This is a genomic window from Lysobacter sp. P5_C4, assembly GCF_054049695.1.
On record NZ_JBFULX010000007.1, the window covers coordinates 48,705 to 67,292 of the forward strand.

The 18,588-nt window shown below is 67.0% G+C and carries 19 protein-coding genes; 12 read left to right on the forward strand and 7 right to left on the reverse strand.

All coding sequences use genetic code 11. The features are described 5' to 3' along the window. Nucleotides 1-65 precede the first annotated feature (65 nt). The 5 genes from ACXJJ8_RS14840 to ACXJJ8_RS14860 form a co-directional block, all read right to left on the reverse strand. Entirely contained in the window at nucleotides 66-503 is a 438-nt protein-coding gene (locus tag ACXJJ8_RS14840) for a pilin (protein ID WP_499031608.1), read from the reverse strand. A 148-nt stretch (nucleotides 504-651) separates the two neighbouring features. Beyond that, nucleotides 652-1,098 (reverse strand): pilin, encoded by a 447-nt coding sequence (locus ACXJJ8_RS14845; protein WP_499031611.1) that lies wholly within the window; start codon nucleotides 1,096-1,098, stop codon nucleotides 652-654. A 261-nt stretch (nucleotides 1,099-1,359) separates the two neighbouring features. Further along, the gene (locus tag ACXJJ8_RS14850; RefSeq protein ID WP_499031614.1) at nucleotides 1,360-2,715 is read right to left on the reverse strand and encodes an ArnT family glycosyltransferase; all 1,356 of its coding nucleotides are present in this window, start codon (nucleotides 2,713-2,715) and stop codon (nucleotides 1,360-1,362) included. Then, the gene (locus ACXJJ8_RS14855; RefSeq protein WP_499031616.1) at nucleotides 2,715-4,139 is read right to left on the reverse strand and encodes a sigma-54-dependent transcriptional regulator; all 1,425 of its coding nucleotides are present in this window, start codon (nucleotides 4,137-4,139) and stop codon (nucleotides 2,715-2,717) included. Before ACXJJ8_RS14855 ends, ACXJJ8_RS14850 begins: the two co-directional genes overlap by 1 nt. 64 nt (nucleotides 4,140-4,203) lie before the next feature. Then, the gene (locus ACXJJ8_RS14860) at nucleotides 4,204-5,790 is read right to left on the reverse strand and encodes a sensor histidine kinase (protein ID WP_499031619.1); all 1,587 of its coding nucleotides are present in this window, start codon (nucleotides 5,788-5,790) and stop codon (nucleotides 4,204-4,206) included. A gap of 103 nt (nucleotides 5,791-5,893) precedes the next feature. Here ACXJJ8_RS14860 and sucC point away from each other — a divergent pair, with 103 nt between their 5' ends. Beyond that, nucleotides 5,894-7,060: an ADP-forming succinate--CoA ligase subunit beta gene (gene sucC / locus ACXJJ8_RS14865; protein WP_499031621.1), complete on the forward strand. Its 1,167-nt coding sequence runs from the start codon at nucleotides 5,894-5,896 to the stop codon at nucleotides 7,058-7,060. Nucleotides 7,061-7,075: 15 nt separating this feature from the next. Continuing rightward, on the forward strand, nucleotides 7,076-7,951 hold the full coding sequence (gene sucD, locus ACXJJ8_RS14870; RefSeq protein ID WP_499031624.1) for a succinate--CoA ligase subunit alpha: 876 nt from the start codon (nucleotides 7,076-7,078) through the stop codon (nucleotides 7,949-7,951). Between the two features lie 83 nt (nucleotides 7,952-8,034). Here the strand turns inward: sucD and ACXJJ8_RS14875 are convergent, their stop codons facing one another. Further along, a complete protein-coding gene (locus tag ACXJJ8_RS14875) occupies nucleotides 8,035-8,379 on the reverse strand; it encodes a DMT family protein (RefSeq protein ID WP_499031627.1) in 345 nt (114 codons plus the stop codon). A 124-nt stretch (nucleotides 8,380-8,503) separates the two neighbouring features. On the opposite strand from ACXJJ8_RS14875, the gene ACXJJ8_RS14880 reads away from it, so the two are divergent. The 6 genes from ACXJJ8_RS14880 (at nucleotide 8,504) to ACXJJ8_RS14905 (ending at nucleotide 15,141) form a co-directional block, all read left to right on the forward strand. Continuing rightward, on the forward strand, nucleotides 8,504-9,217 hold the full coding sequence (locus ACXJJ8_RS14880; protein ID WP_499031629.1) for a response regulator transcription factor: 714 nt from the start codon (nucleotides 8,504-8,506) through the stop codon (nucleotides 9,215-9,217). 7 nt (nucleotides 9,218-9,224) lie between these two features. Next, nucleotides 9,225-10,499: a sensor histidine kinase gene (locus ACXJJ8_RS14885; protein ID WP_499031631.1), complete on the forward strand. Its 1,275-nt coding sequence runs from the start codon at nucleotides 9,225-9,227 to the stop codon at nucleotides 10,497-10,499. A 94-nt stretch (nucleotides 10,500-10,593) separates the two neighbouring features. Then, nucleotides 10,594-12,132, forward strand: coding sequence for an efflux RND transporter periplasmic adaptor subunit (locus tag ACXJJ8_RS14890; protein ID WP_499031634.1), 1,539 nt, complete (start codon nucleotides 10,594-10,596; stop codon nucleotides 12,130-12,132). Continuing rightward, nucleotides 12,129-12,845, forward strand: coding sequence for an ABC transporter ATP-binding protein (locus tag ACXJJ8_RS14895; RefSeq protein WP_499031637.1), 717 nt, complete (start codon nucleotides 12,129-12,131; stop codon nucleotides 12,843-12,845). Before ACXJJ8_RS14890 ends, ACXJJ8_RS14895 begins: the two co-directional genes overlap by 4 nt. Further along, on the forward strand, nucleotides 12,842-14,077 hold the full coding sequence (locus ACXJJ8_RS14900) for an ABC transporter permease (RefSeq protein WP_499031639.1): 1,236 nt from the start codon (nucleotides 12,842-12,844) through the stop codon (nucleotides 14,075-14,077). The genes ACXJJ8_RS14895 and ACXJJ8_RS14900 overlap by 4 nt, the downstream gene beginning before the upstream one ends. A 35-nt stretch (nucleotides 14,078-14,112) precedes the next feature. Then, nucleotides 14,113-15,141 carry an isoaspartyl peptidase/L-asparaginase family protein gene (locus ACXJJ8_RS14905; RefSeq protein WP_499031643.1) on the forward strand — a complete coding sequence of 343 codons (1,029 nt, stop codon included), beginning with the start codon at nucleotides 14,113-14,115 and terminating at the stop codon, nucleotides 15,139-15,141. 13 nt (nucleotides 15,142-15,154) lie between these two features. Here ACXJJ8_RS14905 and ACXJJ8_RS14910 read toward each other — a convergent pair whose 3' ends face one another. Then, nucleotides 15,155-15,652, reverse strand: a complete 498-nt coding sequence (locus ACXJJ8_RS14910) for a VOC family protein (protein WP_499031646.1) — start codon at nucleotides 15,650-15,652, stop codon at nucleotides 15,155-15,157. 142 nt (nucleotides 15,653-15,794) lie between these two features. Between ACXJJ8_RS14910 and ACXJJ8_RS14915 the strand changes: the two genes are divergently transcribed. From ACXJJ8_RS14915 to ACXJJ8_RS14930, 4 genes are all read left to right on the forward strand, one after another. Then, nucleotides 15,795-16,175 carry a diacylglycerol kinase gene (locus tag ACXJJ8_RS14915; protein WP_499031649.1) on the forward strand — a complete coding sequence of 127 codons (381 nt, stop codon included), beginning with the start codon at nucleotides 15,795-15,797 and terminating at the stop codon, nucleotides 16,173-16,175. Between the two features lie 32 nt (nucleotides 16,176-16,207). After that, nucleotides 16,208-16,942, forward strand: a complete 735-nt coding sequence (locus ACXJJ8_RS14920; protein ID WP_499031651.1) for a TerC family protein — start codon at nucleotides 16,208-16,210, stop codon at nucleotides 16,940-16,942. 153 nt (nucleotides 16,943-17,095) lie between these two features. Beyond that, nucleotides 17,096-17,689, forward strand: a complete 594-nt coding sequence (locus ACXJJ8_RS14925; protein WP_499031819.1) for a LemA family protein — start codon at nucleotides 17,096-17,098, stop codon at nucleotides 17,687-17,689. Nucleotides 17,690-17,702: 13 nt separating this feature from the next. Continuing rightward, complete coding sequence (locus tag ACXJJ8_RS14930; protein WP_499031654.1) at nucleotides 17,703-18,587, forward strand: TPM domain-containing protein; 885 nt, start codon at nucleotides 17,703-17,705, stop codon at nucleotides 18,585-18,587. Nucleotide 18,588 lies beyond the last annotated feature (1 nt).

Consider the following 18,588-nt stretch of genomic DNA (forward strand, 5'->3'; position numbering starts at 1 on the left):
CGGCGCAGGCGCATCGTAGCGAAACCCCGTCGCGGTCGGCGACGGGGTGGGCGGGAATCAGGAAATCAGTTGTTGTCGCGGCAGACCGGCGGCACGTACTTTTCGTCGAGCGTGTTGGAGCGATTGCAGACCCACTCGATGCTGCCCTGGTGGACGATCGGCGAGAAAGTCAGGTGCCGGCCCTGGATCTCCGCGTGGGAGGTTCCGCCGAACGTCACGTCGATGACGCCGCCCGCCGCGTCGACTTGCGCCACGTAGCGACCCGCGATGGATGCCGGGGGCGCAAGCCCGAAGGAGTCGTTGTCGGCCCCGAAGCGCCCCATGTTCTGGTAGAACTCGGCGATGGACGACTTGACGCCGTCGGCCAGTGTCGCGCCTTCGGAGATCTGCGCGCGGATGGCGTAGTCCTTGTACTGCGCGATGGCGATCGCCGCCAGGATCGCGATGATCGCCACGACGATCATCAGTTCGATCAAGGTGAAACCGGACTCGTCGGATTTCATGCGGCGCCCCCCTCGGGCATGAATGCGTAAGGTATCTGACCGGATATGACGCAAACAGCGTGCCAGACCGGCATCAGGGAGTGTGCCCTCCCTCACAAAAGAGAAGGGCCGCTTGCGCGGCCCTTCGATGACTTCACCTGAACCGCAATTACTGCTGGCGGCAGGGGGTCGGGCGGTACTTGTTCAGAATGCTCGTGCCGGCGCTGTCGTCGCAGGACCACTCGATCGAACCACCGTGGACGATCGGCGAGAACACGAGCGTGTTGGTGCCTTGAGCCTGGATGGCCGTGTGCGCCTGGTTGGCAAAGGTCACTTCGATCTTGCCGCCAGCGGCGTCGACCTGCGAGACGTACTTGCCGGAGATCGAGCCCGGAGGGGCGAGGCCATACGAGTCGTTGTCGGCCGGGAAGCGACCGTAGTTGTTGTAGAACTCGGCGACCGCGGTCTTCGTGCCGTCGGCGAGCGACGAGCCTTCCGACACCTGCGAACGGATCACGTAGTCCTGGTACTGGCTGATGGCGATGGCGGCCAGGATCGCGATGATGGCGACCACGATCATCAGTTCGATCAGCGTAAAGCCCTGTTGCTTCTTCATGTGTGTATCCCCTAGGAGTGTTTAAACGTCACGTGCCTCGTTCAGGCCCGGCTTTTCCGGATCCGTCGGGCAGCCGTGCAACGGTGCACGTGCTCGTAAGGATACGCAGGTTGTGTGCCAAAGGGGACACGCCGACGCGTTCCGAACGAAGGGTGTCGAACATCACGAATTCACTGATTTTGCGAGGTTTTTTGCCGCTGGTCGGAACCATCGCGTCAGAAAGTGACACGCCTTGTCACACCCATTCGTGGCCGGCCGAGTTCACCGCGCAAAAGGGTGCCGTCGCTTGCGCAAACGATCGACGCCCCAGCCCAGCGCGGTCATGACCAGGACCGCCTCGATGCCGCGATAGGCGATGGCATAGCGCGGTTCGGCCTGCAGGAGGACGTGCACCGCGGTGAGGTACAGGGCGAGGACGCCCGTCGCCGCGGCCGGGAGCGCGTCCGCGCGTCGCATGCCGCGCCATGCGAGGACCAGCGCGGTCGCCAGCGCAAGCGTGGTCAGCAGGGGATTGACCGTCGCATACGCCGCGCGCAGCGCGCGCAAGACGCCCATGCGATCGAACGGGGAGCGACGCACTTCCAGGAAGGAGATGTCGCTCCCGCCGAAGACCAGGCCCCACCCCCACAATCGCCACGGTTTGCTTGCGTACCACTTCGCGTAGGCGACGGGCGCGTCCGACATCCGTGCGCCGATGCGCGCCAGCCCTGCGAACGCATCCTGGTGCAAGGTCCGCTGTTCGGCGTCGATCTCGCGGGTGATGGCGATGGCCATCGGATCACCGCTGCGCAGCCGTTGGGCGGCGGCGTGGTAATCGGGCCACGAGCCCTGCACGAAGTTCAGCGACACGCGGTCGCCGCCGCTGGCCTGGTCGGGGCTCGCGATGCGCGCGTTACGCACGCCCAGCGCGAACACCGGCACCAGGAGCACGGCGAGCAGCACGACGGCCGAACGTTTCCGCCCATGCCATGCCACGAGCGCCGCGAGGCCGGGAACGAAAAACAGTGCAACCGGATTGACGAGGGTCGCGAATCCGAACAGCGCGGCGGTCGCGACGAACCACCCAATGCGCCGGGACGTCCACGCACGTGCGAAGGCAAGCAGCCCCGCCATCAGCACGCACCCGAACAGGACTTCCGTCAACAACGTATTCGTCGCCGCGACGTGGTGCGGCCAGCACGCAAGCAACAGGCCCGCGAGGATCGCCCATGTCGCGCTCAACCAATGGCGCGCGAGCAGCGCCGTGGACACGACGGTCGCGGTGCCGAGCAGCACCTGCAATTGCACGACCCACGGATACCAGGGGCCTGCCGCATCCCACGCGGGCGCCTGCCCGAACACCTTCATCGCCGCGGCGATGACCCACGGATAGCCGGGCGCGCGATAGTCGTCGGGCACGGGAACGCCGGGCGGCATCGTCTTGCCGAACACACCGTGCTCGGCGAGGTTCCATGCGTAGGCGACGTACTCGCGGATGTCGCCGCGGATCGGCGCATCGACAATCGTCGACAATACGTAGTGCTCGCGCAACGCGAAGGCCACCAATGCCAGCAGTGCGAGCATCACGCCGAATCGGGGCGCCCGTTCGACGCCCGCATCCACCGCGCCCGCGCGCATCAATCGATGCCGAGCTTTTTCAGCTTGTAACGCAGCGCGCGGAAGGTGATGCCGAGTTGCGCGGCGGCCTTCGTCTTGTTGTAGCGGTTGTCCTCGAGCGCCTGCTGGATCGCGTTGCGCTCGATTTCCTCGATGTAGCTGGGCAAGGCGCTGGTCATGCTGTCGCGCGGGTCGGCCTGGCGCGGGTCGCGGAGCGCGGGCTCGCGTGGCGGCGTGGACGGGCGCTGCGCCGAGGGCGACGGCGAGGACGGGCCATAGACCGGCAGGCGCAGGTCGCTGGCTTCGATGCGGTCGTCTTCGGCGAGCGCGAGCGCGCGTTCGAGGATGTTTTCCAGTTCGCGCACGTTGCCGGGGAACGGATAGGCGCGCAGCGCTTCCACCGCGTCCGGCGTCAGCGCGGGCAAGGGGCGGCCCTGCTGGCCGGAGAGGCGTTGCAGGATGGCGGCCGACAGGCCCGGCAGATCGTCGAGGCGTTCGCGCAACGGCGGCACGCGCAACTCGATGACGTTGATGCGGTAGTACAAATCGTGGCGGAAGCGCCCGTCCTCGATCTGCCCGGCGAGATCCTTGTGCGTGGCCGACAGGATGCGCACGTCGACCGCCACTTCGATGTTCGCGCCGACCGGGCGGATCGACTTCTCCTGGATCGCGCGCAGCAGCTTGACCTGCATCGGCAGCGGCAACTCGGCGACTTCGTCGAGGAACAGCGTGCCGCCGTCGGCCGCCTGGAACAGGCCGGGCTTGTCGATGTGCGCACCGGTGAAGCTGCCTTTCTTGTGGCCGAAGAACTCGCTTTCCATCAGCTCGGCGGGGATCGCGCCGCAGTTCACCGGCACGAACGGCCCGCTCGCACGCGCACCCTGCTCATGGATCGTGCGCGCGACGAGTTCCTTGCCCGTGCCCGATTCACCGGCGATGTACACCGGCGCCTGGCTGCGCGCCACTTTGCCCAGCGTCTGCTTCAACGCGACGATCGCCGGCGAGTCGCCGTACAGGCGCGTGGCGAGCGCATCACTGGCCGGTGCGCTCCCCGCGGGGCGGCGGGCGCCCTTCTGCGGAAGATCGAGCGCGTGCTTCACCAGCCCGCGCAGCACCGAGAGATCCACCGGCTTTGCGACGAAGTCGAAGGCGCCGGCCTTCAGCGCTTCCACCGCGGCTTCCATGTTGCCGAAGGCGGTGATCATCGCCACGGGCGTGTGCGGGTATTGCGCGGAGATTTCGGAAATCAGGTCGATGCCCGAGCCGTCGGGCAGGCGCATGTCGGTCAGGCACAGGTCGAAACGATGCGTCGCGAGCAGCGCGCGCGCTTCATTGAGGCTCGACGCGGTCTCGGTGCGAAGGCCCATGCGGCCCAGCGTGAGCACGAGCAGTTCCCGGATGTCGCGCTCGTCGTCGACGATCAATGCGCTGCGTTGGTCGTTCATCGGCTCCCCTTCCCCCCTCGCGACACATTACCCCGCGACGCGGGTGCGGCGGAAGCGCGCCCCGTCACGCCGGCAGCAATGAATGCGGCCCGGCCAGGCGGATCCGGAAGCAGCAGCCGCCGCCCGGCAACGCCACGTATTCCAGCGTGGCCTGGTTCGCCCGGCACAACTCGCGCGCGATGTAGAGCCCCAGGCCCGTGCCATGGCCGGAGGTGGTGAAGAAGGGGCGGAACAACTGCGAGGCCACCATTTCGGGGATGCCCGGCCCGCGATCCTGCACGTCGACCTGCGGGCCGTGCGCATTGGAGACGTGCAGGTGCACGCGCGCAGGTTCGCCCGGCATGCGGCCGTAGGTCAGCGCGTTGTGGACCAGCGCGACGAACACCTGGTGCAACTGGCGCGGGTCGGCCAGCGCGGGCACGGCCGCCTGGTCGGCGCTGACCTGCAGCGTGTCGCCTTCGAGCGGATGGTTGGTGCGGTACTCCTCGATGAAGCGTCGCGCGAAGCCGACCAGTTCCACGTATTCGGGCTGCGCACGTTCGCGCCGCGCCAGGCCGAGCACGTTCTCGACGATCCCGTTCATGCGCTGCGTCTGCTGGTGGATGATCTCCAGCAGGCGTCGATCGGCGTCGAGGATTTCCTTCGACTCTTCCAGCAATTGCGTCGCGTAGCTGATCGCCGCGAGCGGATTGCGGATCTCGTGCGCGAGGCTTGCGGAGAAACGGCCCAGCGTCGCGAGCGTCAGTGATTCGGCGCGGCGCGAAAGCAGGGAGGTGTCGTCCAGGAAGACCAGCGACTGGTCGCTGTCGGCCAGCAGGCGCGTGAAGCGCGGCACGATTTCCGGCAAATCGGGGCCGAATTGCATCGGCGTTTCGTCGGCCACGCCGTCGTGGCGCCAGCGACGCAGGCGACGGTCCAGGTCCGGCGAGAGCGCATGCAGCGCATCGCCCTGCGAGCCGGCGATCACCAGCAATGCCGCTTCGTTCGCCAGGCGCACCGCGCCTTGCCCATCGACGAGCAGCACGCCGGTGCGCATGCGGCGGATGATCAACTCGCTGACTTCCGCCATGTTCGCGGCCTGCGCGCCGCGGTGCTCGGCGAGCGCGACGCTCGCGCGCATCTGCCGCCCGAGCAGGTTGGTCAGCGTGCCCACGGCGACGAAGCTGATTGTGTACATCAACAGCTCGGCAGGCTGCCGCGCGGAGGCCACGCCTTCGGCTCCGCTCCACAGGTATTCGAGGATCAGCGCCACGCCGGCGAACGCCGCGATCGCGATGCCCGTGCGCATCGACAGGAACAGCGCCGCCGCGCCCACGTTGAACAACAGCATCAGCGCCACGCCCGAGGCGGCGTTGGGCAGGGCATGCATCGCCAGGGTCGCGGCCGCGATGTCGACCAGCACGCCGGCCAGCGCCTGCACCTTCAGCGTGCCCCTGCGACCGGTATAGAGCAGCACGATCGCGGCGACGAGGTAACCGGTGGCCGCCATGCGCCCGAGCATCGGCAGCGCCGGTTCGGCGAAGTAATCGCCGAACGGGCTGAAGACGACCAGGGCGAGGAGGCCGGCTTCCAGCGCACGGTAAAGGGTGAATAGATAGAGCTCGCGGCGAAGCGCGCTCTGCGTGGTGGCGGGGGCGGGCGTGCGCGGCAAGCGGGGGTCCCCGATGAGGTTGGCCGGAGTATAGGGGGAGGCGGCTTTGCCCCGGGGGTCCCGCTTCGGCGACAATACCGCCCCTTTTCGCGCGCAACCCCCCATGAACTTCCACGAATACCAGGCGAAGCAGTTGTTTGCCGATTACGGCATCGCGGTCCCGGCAGGGCGCGTCGCCCGAACGCCTGAAGAAGCGGTCGACGCCGCCAAGGCCATCGGCGGCGACTTCTGGGTCGTCAAGGCCCAGATCCATGCAGGCGGCCGCGGCAAGGCCGGTGGCGTCAAGCTCGCCAAGACCTTCGACCAGGTGCGCGAATATGCCAAGGGCATGCTCGGCACGAAGATGGAGACCTACCAGTCCGCCGGCGTCGCACTGCCCGTCGACTGCGTGCTGGTCACGCAGGCCACCGACATCGCCAAGGAGCTCTACCTCTCGGTGCTGGTCGACCGTTCGAGCAAGGCCATCACCTTCATCGCCTCGGCCGAAGGCGGCGTTGAAATCGAAAAGACCGCCGAAGAGAACCCCGACGCGATCAAGACGCTGCACGTGAACTACGTGCAGGGCCTGCAGCCCTACCAGTGCCGCGAGATGGGCTTCGGCCTGGGCCTGGACGCGAAGCAGGTGAACCAGCTGACGAAGATCATGCTGGGCCTGGCGAAGCTGTTCAACGAGAAGGACCTGGCGCTCGTCGAACTCAACCCGTTGGCGATCATGACCGACGGCAACCTCGCGGTCCTCGACGGCAAGATCAATTCCGACGACAACGCGACCTTCCGCCATCCGGAACTGGCCGCGATGCGCGACATCCGCCAGGAAGACGAGACCGAAGTGCTGGCGAGCCAGCACGATCTCAACTACGTCACGATGGACGGCAACATCGGTTGCATGGTCAACGGCGCCGGTCTTGCGATGGCGACGATGGACGTCATCAAGCTCAATGGCGGCGAGCCGGCGAACTTCCTCGACGTCGGCGGCGGCGCCACGAAGGAACGCGTCACCGAAGCCTTCAAGCTGATCCTGCGCGACGCGCACATCAAGGCGATCTTCGTGAACATCTTCGGCGGCATCGTCCGCTGCGACATGATCGCCGAGGGCATCATCGCGGCGGTCAAGGAAGTCGACGTCAAGGTGCCGGTGATCGTGCGCCTGGAAGGCACCAACGTCGAAGCCGGCAAAGAGATCCTCAAGAATTCGGGCCTGGCGATCATCGCAGCCGACGACATCAACGACGGCGCGAAGAAGGCCGTTGCGGCCGCGGCCGGCAAGTAAGGACACCACGAAACCATGAGCGTTTTGATCGACAAGAACACCAAGGTGATCGTGCAGGGCTTCACCGGCTCGCAGGGCACCTTCCACGCCGAACAGATGATCGACTACGGCACCCAGGTCGTCGGCGGCGTCACGCCCGGCAAGGGCGGCACGCAGCACCTGGACCTGCCGGTCTTCAACACCGTGCGCGAAGCGGTGGAAGCCACCGACGCCGACGCCTCCGTCATCTACGTGCCGCCGCCGTTCGCGGCCGACGCGATCATGGAAGCCGCCGACGCGGGCATCAAGGTCATCGTCTGCATCACCGAAGGCATCCCGGTGCTCGACATGCTGCGCGTCAAGAACGCGCTCAACGGTTACGAAGACGTCGTGCTCGTCGGCCCGAACTGCCCGGGCGTGATCACGCCGGGCGAGTGCAAGATCGGCATCATGCCCGGCCACATCCACAAGCCGGGCGTGGTGGGCATCGTGTCGCGTTCGGGCACGCTGACGTATGAGGCGGTGAAGCAGACGACGGATGTCGGCCTCGGCCAGTCGACCTGCATCGGCATCGGCGGCGACCCGATCAACGGCACGAACTTCATCGACGCGCTGCGCTGGTTCCAGGACGACCCGCAGACGCAGGGCATCATCATGGTCGGCGAAATCGGCGGCAGCGCCGAGGAAGAAGCCGCCGAGTTCATCTCGCAATACGTGACCAAGCCGGTCGTCGGCTTCATCGCCGGTGCCTCCGCGCCAAAGGGCAAGCGCATGGGCCACGCCGGCGCGATCGCCTCCGGCGGCAAGGGCACGGCCGAAGGCAAGTTCGAAGCGATGGAGAAGGCCGGGGTCACCACGGTGAAGTCGCCGGGCGACCTGGGTGCCGCGATCGCGAAGCGGTTGAAGAAGTAACCGCGCGCGTCATCCCCGCGAAGGCGGGGGTCGAAATCGAAGCGACGACATCGCAAGGTGTCGTCGCTTTTTTTGTGCGCGCTTCAAGGCTCCAGGAAGATCAACCACGCCGCCACCGCAATCAACGCAAACCCCGCCCAGTGATTCCACCGCAACGGCTGCCCGAGATACCAGGCGGAGAACCCGGCGAACACGACCAGCGTGATCACCTCCTGCATCCCCTTGAGCTGCGGCGCCGAGTACACCGCACTGCCCCAGCGGTTGGCCGGCACCATCAGCGAGTACTCGAACAACGCGATCCCCCAACTGGCGAAGATCGCCAGGGCCAGGGGCGCGGACTTGTATTTCAGGTGCCCGTACCAGGCGAAGGTCATGAAAACGTTGGACCCCAGGAGCAACAGGATCGGGACCAGGCGGTCAAAACTCATGAGCGGGGGCTCCTCGAAGGGGCGGAAATGGCACGGATATTGACGCCGATGAGCTTCTTCACGGAGTCTCGACCCCGGGGCGGGCACCTTCACGAACCTGAAGACCCACCCAGGAGCCCCTCCCATGCGCAGCAGTGAAGAACCCGCTGGCCTCGTCCTCATTGTCGAAGACAACCGCAACATTTCGGAAATGGTCGGCGAGTACCTCGAAGGCCGGGGTTTCGAAGTCGACTATGCCTCCGACGGGCTCGACGGCTATCGCCTCGCGGCCGAGAACAGTTACGACGTGATCGTCCTCGACCTGATGCTTCCGCGCCTGGACGGCCTGGAAGTGTGCAAGCGCCTCCGCGAGGAAGCGCGCAAGTCGACGCCGGTCCTGATGCTGACCGCCCGCGACACCCTCGACGAGAAGCTCACGGGCCTCGGCGTCGGCGCCGACGACTACCTCACCAAACCCTTTGCGATCCAGGAACTGGAAGCGCGCCTGCGCGCCCTGATCCGCCGCGAGCGCCGCCAGGTCGGCGCCGAAGTGCTCAAGGTCGCCGACCTCGTGCTCGACCCGGCCTCGCTGCGCGCCACGCGCGCCGGCAGCGAACTGCAACTCTCGCCGATCGGGCTGAAGCTGCTGACCATCCTGATGCGCGAATCGCCGCGCGTGGTGAGCCGCCAGGAAATCGAGCGCGAAATCTGGGGCAATGGCCTGCCCGATTCCGACACGCTCCGCAGCCATCTGTACAACCTCCGCAAGACCATCGACAAGCCGTTCGAGAAGCCCCTGCTGCACACCGTGCAGAGCGCCGGGTACAGGATCGCGGATATCGAACAGCCCCCGGCCTGAGGTTCCAGTGCCCCAAGGGTTGCCACGCAAGATCCGGATCGCCTTTCTTCTCCAGGTGGTGCTGGTCAGCCTCGCGGTCGTGATCGCGGGCTGGCTGGTGTCGCTGGTGATACGGGTCGGATTCGTCCGCTCCGCCTCGGAAGCCGAGGCGGCGGACTTCTTTGCGCAAAAGGCGAACAACTCGGCGTACGCGTTGCCGCACGGGCGCAACTTCAAAAGCTGGTTCGTGCCCGACGGCGACATGCCGGTCGGGTTGCCCGCAGGCATCGCGCAGTTGCCCGTCGGCCACCACGACCTGCGCACGCGCGACCTCCAGGTCCGCGTGGCGAAGGGCGGGGGCGGCACGCTCTACATCGTGTACGACCAGGACCGCATCGACCGGCTGATGTATGCCTACGCGGTGCTGCCGGTCGCTTTGGGGCTGGCCGCCGTGTTCGCGGTGTCGCTACTGACCTATCGCGTGTCCAAACGGTTGGTCACGCCGGTCAACTGGCTCGCGCGCGAAGTGGCGGCCTGGGATCCACGACAACCGAACATCGATGCGCTCGCACCGCATCGCCTGCCGGCGGACATCGGGAGCGGCGAGGCGCGACAACTCGCGAAGGCCCTGCACACGCTGGGCGAACGCGTCGAATCCTTCGTCGCGCGCGAAAGAAACTTCACCAGGGATGCAAGCCATGAGCTGCGCACGCCGCTGACGGTGATCCGCGTGGCTGCGGATCTTCTCGAAGCCGAGCGCGATCTCAGCGCACGCGGCGAGCGATCGCTCCGTCGCATCCAGCGCGCGAGCCGCGACATGGAAGCGGTCATCGACGCCTTCCTGATCCTCGCGCGCGAAGCCGACATCGAACCGCAGTCGGAGCATTTCGTGGTGTCGGACATCATCGACGAGGAAGTCGAGAAGGTGCAGCCGCTGCTCCACGGCAAGCCGGTGGCGCTGAAAGTGATCAAGGACGCCAGCCCGGAATTGCACGCGCCCTCGCGCGTGCTCGCGGTGATGGTCGGCAACCTGCTCAGCAATGCCTGCCAGTACACCGACCAGGGCGACATCGAAGTGCGCATCGGCAAGGACCGCGTGACCGTGCGCGACACGGGCATCGGCATGACGCGCGAAACGCTGCAGCGTGCTTTCGATCCGTTCTATCGCGCCGACCAGGACACGGGCGGCATGGGGCTGGGGTTGTCGGTCGTGCGTCGCCTTGGCGAACGCTTCGGCTGGCCGGTGGTGCTCGAGAGCGTGCCCGGCAGCGGCACGTTGGCGACGATCCAGTTCGTTCCCTGAACCGCGGAACCTTGCGCGTGGCGCGTGGTCAACGCGCCGCGCTACCGTGCGTTCCCGCCGTCGACACCCCTCCCCCCGGATCCAAGCTTTCCGCATGCCTGCTTCCCGTCCCGCGCCCGCCCGCAAGAAGCGTTTCGCCCTCCCGCCGCGCTCCGTGGCGGTGGTCCTGGTCCTCGTTGCGCTCATCACCGTTGGTTGGTGGTGGACCCAGCGCAACGCGCAGGCCGCGCAAGGCGCGTTCCGCACGGCTGCCGTGGAGCGCGGCGACATCCGCGTGGCGATCTCCGCAACGGGCACGCTCAGTGCGATCTCCACGGTCGATGTCGGCAGCCAGATCTCCGGCCAGGTGACCGACGTGCTGGTCGATTACAACGATCGCGTCAGGAAGGACCAGGTGCTCGCGCGCATCGACCCGAGCACGTACCAGGCGCAGATCGCGCAGGGCGCGGCGTCGGTGTCCAGCGCTCGCGCCAATCTCGAAACCGCGCGCGCTTCGCTCGCCAACGCCGAAGCCGATTACACGCGCAAGGCCGGCCTGTCGAAGGATCAGCTCATCGCGCGCAGCGATCTGGACCTCGCCAAATCCGCGCGCGACCAGGCACGCGCCCAGGTCGCCGCCGCGCAGGCGCAGATCACGCAGCAGCAAGCCTCCACGCAGACCTCGCAACTCAACCTGCAGCGCACGGTGATCCGCTCGCCGGTCGACGGCGTGGTGCTGACGCGTTCGATCGAACCGGGCCAGACCGTCGCTGCGAGCCTGCAGGCGCCGGTGTTGTTCCAAATCGCCGAAGACCTCTCGAAGATGGAGATCGTGCTGCAGATCGACGAGGCCGACATCGGCCAGGTGAAGTCGGGCCAGGGCGTGAACTTCACCGTCGATGCGTTCCCCGATCGCGCCTTCCGTGGCACGGTGCAGCAGGTGCGCCTGTCGGCGACCAACACGAGCAACGTGATCACCTATCCGGTGGTCGTGTCGGTGGACAACCGCGACGAAGTGCTGCTGCCCGGCATGACCGCGAACGCGGAGATCGAAGTCAGCCGCCGCGACGACGTGCTGAAACTCCCGAACGCGGCATTGCGCTTCAAGCCTGCGGACGATGCGACGTCCAGCGATGCCACCCCCGGCCAATCGCGCGGCGCGCTGGCCGGCGAACTGCCGAAACTCGCCGCGTCGTTGCGGCTGGATCCCGCGCAACAAGCGGCCTTCGACGGAGCGCTCGAGCAGATGCGCGCTCGCATGGCCGCGCGCCAGGCGCCCGCGGCAACGCAGCAGGGCGGCGGCAGTGCGCTGTTCGGTCGCGGGCCGGGCGGCGGCACCGCGGGCGGCAACAACAACGGTGGTGGCGCGAACCCGGCGATGCGGCAGAAGATGCTGGAGCGCTTCAACCAGCAGTTCGCCACGTTCCGCGCGACGCTCCGCGACCAGCAGCGCACGCAGTGGGATGCGGGTGTCGCGGGCCTGGTCGGTGCGCGTCGCGCGCCGATCTACAAGCTCGTCGACGGCAAGCCGCAGATGGCGATGGTGCGCGTTGGCGTGTCGGATGGGTCGAACACCGAAGTCTCGGGCGACATCGCCGCGGGCGACACGATCATCGTCGGCGCCGAACGTGCTCCGCAGAAGTCCGCGCAATGAAGTCCCTCCTCCGTGATCCGGAGCGCGATGCGTCGGTGATCGAAACCCGGGCGCTCGGCAAGGTCTACGCCGAAGGCAGCGAAGCGGAAGTCGTCGCGCTGCGCGACGTGGACCTGCGCATCGGGCGCGGCGAATTCGTCGCGATCATGGGGCCGTCGGGTTCGGGCAAATCGACCTTGATGAACCTGCTCGGTTGCCTGGACACGCCGAGCAACGGCACCTACCGGTGCGCCGGCGTGGATGTCGCATCACTGGATGCCGAAGGGCGCGCGCGACTGCGGCTGGAGAAGATCGGTTTCGTCTTCCAGGGCTTCAACCTGTTGCCACGGATGGATGCGCTGGAAAACGTCGCGATGCCGATGGGCTACGCGAACGTGCATCGCGACGAGCGACTGCAGCGCGCGCATGAAGCGCTCGAAGCGGTCGGACTCGGCAATCGCGAGCATCACCGCCCGAGCGAGATGTCGGGCGGCCAGCAGCAACGCGTCGCGATCGCACGCGCGCTGATCAATCGTCCGCCGATCCTGCTGGCCGATGAACCCACCGGCGCGCTCGATTCGAAAACCGGCGAGGAAATCCTCGCGCTCTTCAAACGCCTGCAACAGGAAGACCACACGGTGGTGCTGATCACGCACGATCCGGATGTCGCGCACCATTGCGACCGCATCTTCACGATGCGCGACGGCCTGTTGACCGAAGAGGCGCGCGCATGAATCCGATGGAAATCCTGCGCACCGCGTTCTACGCATTGCGCGGCAACTGGATGCGCAGCGCGCTCACTTCGCTCGGCGTGATCATCGGCATCGCGGCGGTGATCGTCATGGTGTCGGTGGGGCAGGGGACGCAGGCGGAGATCGACAAGATGGTGGCGGGGCTCGGTTCCAATCGCCTGGACATCAGCGCCGGTTCGGGCCGCGGGTTCGGTGGCGTGCGCATCGGCAGCGGCAACACGTTCACGCTCACCGAAGACGATGCGCACGCGATCCGCAGCGAGATTCCCGAAGTGCAGTACGTCGCCGGCAGCCTGCGCGGCAGCAGCCAGCTGGTGTACGCGGAGAACAACTGGTCGAGCAGTTGGCAGGGCGTGGAAGCCGACTGGTTCGACATCAACGGGTGGAAGATCGCCAGTGGAGCCGGGTTCGATGCGCGCGCGTACACGGGTGCGGCGAAGGACGTGATCCTCGGCGAAACGGTGCGGCGCCAATTGTTCGGCGAAGACGATCCGCTCGGGCAGACGATCCGCATCGGGCGCGTGCCGTTCACCGTGGTCGGCACCTTGAAGCCGAAGGGACAGGGAGGCTTCGGGCAGGACCAGGACGATGTCGTGGTCGTGCCGCTGCAAACCGCGCGCCGCCGCCTGATGGGCGCGAACGGCCTGCCGCCCGGCGCGGTGATGCAGATCGCCCTCGGCGTGGCGAATGCGAACGACCTGGATTACGTGCAGGGCGAAGTGGAAGGCTTGTTGCGGCAGCGGCACAAGATCCAGCCGGGCGCCGACGACGACTTCAACGTGCGCAACATCGCCGAGATCATCAGCACGCGCACGGCCACCACCAATCTGATGTCGAAGCTGCTCGGTGCGGTGGCGACGATCTGCCTGGTCATCGGCGGCATCGGGATCATGAACATCATGCTGGTGTCGGTGACCGAGCGTATCCGCGAAATCGGTTTGCGCATGGCGGTCGGCGCGGGACCGCGCGATGTGCGCAGGCAGTTCCTCGCCGAAGCGATGCTGATCTCGATGATCGGCGGCGTCATCGGCATCGCCATCGGGATTGCAGGCGCACTGCTGGTGGGCAAGTTCAGCGACCTGCCGGTGCAGGTGAACGCGAACGTCGTGGGCCTGGCGGCGGCGTTTTCGATCGCGACCGGGTTGTTCTTCGGCTACTACCCGGCGCGCAAGGCCTCGCTGCTGGATCCCATCGAAGCGCTGCGACAACAGTAGCGCTATGCTCCGGCGCATGCCTTCCGGAGAACGACATGCGCCGCCACTCACTGCTTGCCCTGGCCCTGCTGTCCTGCGCCTTCGCGACGACCGTGCACGCTGAAGCGTCCGCCAAACCGAAGACCGCACTCGTCATCCACGGCGGCGCGGGCGTGATCGAACGCGGCTCGATGTCGAAGGAAGAAGAAGCGCAGGTCCGTGCCGCGCTCGGCAAGGCGCTCGACGCGGGCAACGCGGTCCTCTCCGGGGGCGGCAGCGCGCTCGATGCGGTCGTCGCCACCATCCGCGTGCTCGAGGAAGACCCGCACTTCAACGCGGGCAAGGGCGCGGTGTTCAACGCCGACGGGAAGCACGAACTCGACGCCTCGCTGATGGAAGGGCATACGCAGCGCGCCGGTGCGGTCGCAGGTGTGACGACGGTGCGCAGCCCGATCAATCTCGCGCGCGCGGTGATGGAACATTCCAGTCACGTGATGCTCGCGGGCGCGGGCGCGGAAAAGTTCGCCGATTCGCAGCCGGACATCGAACGCGTGCCGAACGCCTGGTTCGACACCGACAACCGGCGCAAGCAACTCGAAGACGCGCAGGCCGCTGAGAAAGCCAACAAGCAAGCCGGTGTCGATTTTCCGGGCACGCATTTCGGCACCGTTGGGGCAGTGGCGCTGGACGCACAGGGCCACATCGCCGCGGGCACGAGCACCGGTGGCATGACCAACAAGCGCTACGGTCGCGTGGGCGATTCGCCGATCATCGGCGCGGGCACGTGGGCCGATGCACGCTGCGGCGTATCGGGCACGGGCTGGGGCGAGTTCTACATCCGCGCGGCGGTCGCGCACGACATCTGCGCGCGCGTGGCCTACAAAGGCGATTCGCTGGCGGTGGCCGCCGAAGAAGTGGTCGACAAGATCGTGCCCGCGATGGGCGGCGACGGCGGCGCGATCGCACTCGATGCGCAGGGCAACATCGCGATGCCGTTCAACACTGCGGGCATGTATCGCGCGTGGATCAAGCCGGATGGTTCGCGCGGCGTCGCGATCTATCGCGACGAAGCTTCGAAGCACTGATCAAGCGCATGCGTCAGGGAATGTCGGCCTGCGCGGATTGCGCCTTCGACCATTCCTTCATGCGCGAAGCGAGTTCCTCGGGGGAGACATCTTCCTTGTGCGTGCCCAGCGTCCACTTGTGGCCGAAGGGGTCGATCACCGTGCCCATGCGGTCGCCCCAGAACTGATCGGCGAGCGGTTTGTCCATCGAGGCACCGGCCTTGACCGCCTGGTCGTAGGCCGCGTCGCAGTCCGGCCCGTAGATGACGAAGCTCGTCGTCGCGCCGCCGCGGCGTTTCGGGCCGAGCGCACCCATGTCCGGCCACTCGTCGCAGAGCATCAGGTTGGTGTCGCCGATGCGGATCTCGGCGTGGCCGATTCGTTCGGCGCCGTCGGGGCCTGGGACGGGCAGTCGGTAGAGTTCCTTCGCCCCGAATGCGGCCGTGTAGAAATCGATGGCCCGCGCCGCGTCATCCACGATGAGGTAGGCATTCACGGTGTGATAGCCCTCGGGAATGGGGCTGACGGCCATGGCGGCACCTCCGGCTGGGAAGCGCGCACCGTGCGCCGGCAAACGTTACGGGTCGGTGACCGGGACCTTTCGCGGTCGCCGTGGCCCGCGTCGACGTGGCAGAATCCCGGCTTCTTGCGGTTCGCCGCGTCCGATGATCGTCATGGCCGACCAATTCGGGCATATGCCCCGCGGTCCCGGAAGGATCCTGAAGGCGGCGACGTGGTCGATGCAGGGCCTGCGGGCGGCGTGGCTCCACGAGTCGTCGTTCCGGCTCGAGGTCTGCCTCTTCGCCGTGCTCGGCCCGCTCGGGCTTTGGCTCGGGCAGTCGGGCGTCGAGCGCGCGCTGCTGGTCGGCAGCGGGTTGCTGGTGATGGGCGTGGAATTGTTGAACTCGTCCATCGAAGCGGTGATCGAACGTTATGGCCCGGAGTTCCATGAACTGGCCGGGCGCGCGAAGGACATGGGCTCGGCGGCGGTGTTCGTGCTGATGCTCAACTTCCTGCTGGTGTGGGGCCTGATCCTGGGTCCGCGGTACTTCTGACGACGCTGTAACCGAATACGTAGAGGAATCCGATGTTCGATTGGTTGGCCGACCCACAGGCCTGGCTCACCTTGTTCACCCTGAGTGCGATCGAGATCGTGCTCGGCATCGACAATCTCGTGTTCATTTCGATCGCAGTCAGCAAGCTGCCGCACGAGAAGCGCGAGAAGGCGCGCAAGTTCGGCATCGCGGTCGCGTGCATCACCCGCATCCTGCTGCTGCTCACGCTTGCGTGGCTCGCGGGCCTCACGTCCGACCTGTTCTCGCTGTTCGGCCAGGGCATTTCGATGCGCGACCTGGTGCTGATCCTCGGCGGCGTGTTCCTGGTGGTGAAGGGCATCATGGAGATCCGCGACCTCGTGGCCGGCGAGGACGAAGCGGAAGACATCCACACCAAGCCATTGGCGTCCTTCGGCATGGTGATCGCGCAGATCGCGATCATCGACATCGTCTTCTCGCTCGACTCGGTCATCGCCGCGGTCGGCATGGCCAACCACACGACGATCATGGTCGGCGCGATCCTGCTGGCGGTCGCCGTGATGCTGCTGGCGGCCACGCCGCTGGGCCACTTCATCGAGCGCCACCCGACGATCAAGATGCTGGCGCTCGCCTTCATCGTGCTGGTGGGTGCGTACCTGGTCCTCGACGGCTTCGAAATGCACATCCCGAAGGGCTACCTCTACGGCGCGATGGGCTTCTCGGCCCTGGTCGAATGCCTGAACCTCTGGGCCCGGCACCGATCCGCCCGGCGGAGCCTGGCGCCCTGACCGGCCCGCACCCCCGACGGGGTGCGGCGCCGTCTTGATTGCGGCGACACACCGCCGGTGATGGAATGCCGCGTCCCCCACGCGGAGCTCCCTGCCATGCGATCGATGTCCCTGCGCCCCACGTCGAACGTTTCGACGGGCCTGCGCGCCCTGATGCTCGTGTTCGTGCTGACGCTCCTCTCGGGCTGCGGCTACAACCAGATCCAGTCGAAGGACGAGGCGACCAAGGCCGCCTGGTCTGAAGTGCTGAACCAGTACAAGCGCCGCGCCGACCTCATCCCCAACCTGGTCAACACCGTGAAGGGCTATGCCGCGCAAGAGCGCGAGGTCCTCATCCGCGTGACCGAAGCGCGCGCGAAAGTCGGCCAGATCAACGTCAACGCCGAGGACGCCGCTTCGCTGGCGGCATTCCAGAAGGCGCAGGGCGATCTGTCCCAGGCGCTCTCCCGCCTGATGGTGGTGACCGAGAACTACCCGAACCTCAAGTCCGACCAGTCCTTCCGCGACCTGCAGGCGCAACTGGAAGGCACGGAAAACCGCATCACGGTCGCGCGCGGCCGCTACATTTCGTCCGTGCAGGACTACAACACCTACATCCGGCAGTTCCCGCAGAACTTCACGGCGAAGATGTTCGGGCACAAGGAAAAGCCGAACTTCACCGTCGAGAACGAAGCGGCGATCTCCAATGCGCCCAGCGTCGACTTCGGCGCGGCGAACCCTGCGCCGCCGGCCGCGTCGACGCGTTGATGCCTTCGTGCTGATGCGTCGTTTCCTCGCCACGTGGCTGGCGTGCCTGCTGTTCGCATGCGCGCCGGCCTTCGCGCAGCAGCTCGCCGCGATCCCCGCGCTCGACAAGCCGGTGATCGACACGACGGGCACGCTCGATTCCACGCAGGTATCCGCGCTGGATGCGCAGGCGCGCGCGCTGCGGCAGCGCAAGGGGTCGCAACTGCAGATCCTGCTGGTGCCGACCACGCAGCCGGAAACCATCGAGCAGTACACCGTGCGCGCGTTCGAGCAGTTCAAGCTCGGGCGCAAGGGCGTGGACGATGGCGTGCTGATCGTCGTGGCGAAGGAAGACCGCCGCGTGCGCATCGAACCGGGCTACGGGCTCGAGGGCGCGATTCCCGATGCGATCGCCAACCGCGTGATCCAGGAATACTTCGTGCCGAAATTCCGCGCCAACGACTACGGCGGCGGATTGATCGACGGGAGCGCGGCGCTGGTGAAACTGATCGACGGCGAACCCCTGCCCGCGCCGATGGCGGACAACGCCCCCGCGCGCGATGGCGGCGGCGGCCACAACTTCCTGTTCGCCTTGTTCGCCGCATTCCTCGTTGCCCAGGTGGCCCGCGGGATATTCGGCTTCCTGCCGGCGGGCATTCGCGGGATCGTCGGCGGCGGGGTGGCGGGCGGCATCGCCTGGCTGATCGCGGCCAGCCTGGTCGCCGGTGGCCTCGGCGGCGTCATCGGCTTGTTCATCGGGCTCGCCGGCAATGGTCCGCGCGGCCGCTTCGCGCGCCACGGCGGTTGGGGCGGCATGGGCGGCGGCGGCTTCGGCGGTGGCGGCTTCGGCGGTGGCGGCGGTGGCTGGTCGGGCGGCGGCGGCATGAGCGGGGGCGGCGGCGCCTCCGGGAGCTGGTGAT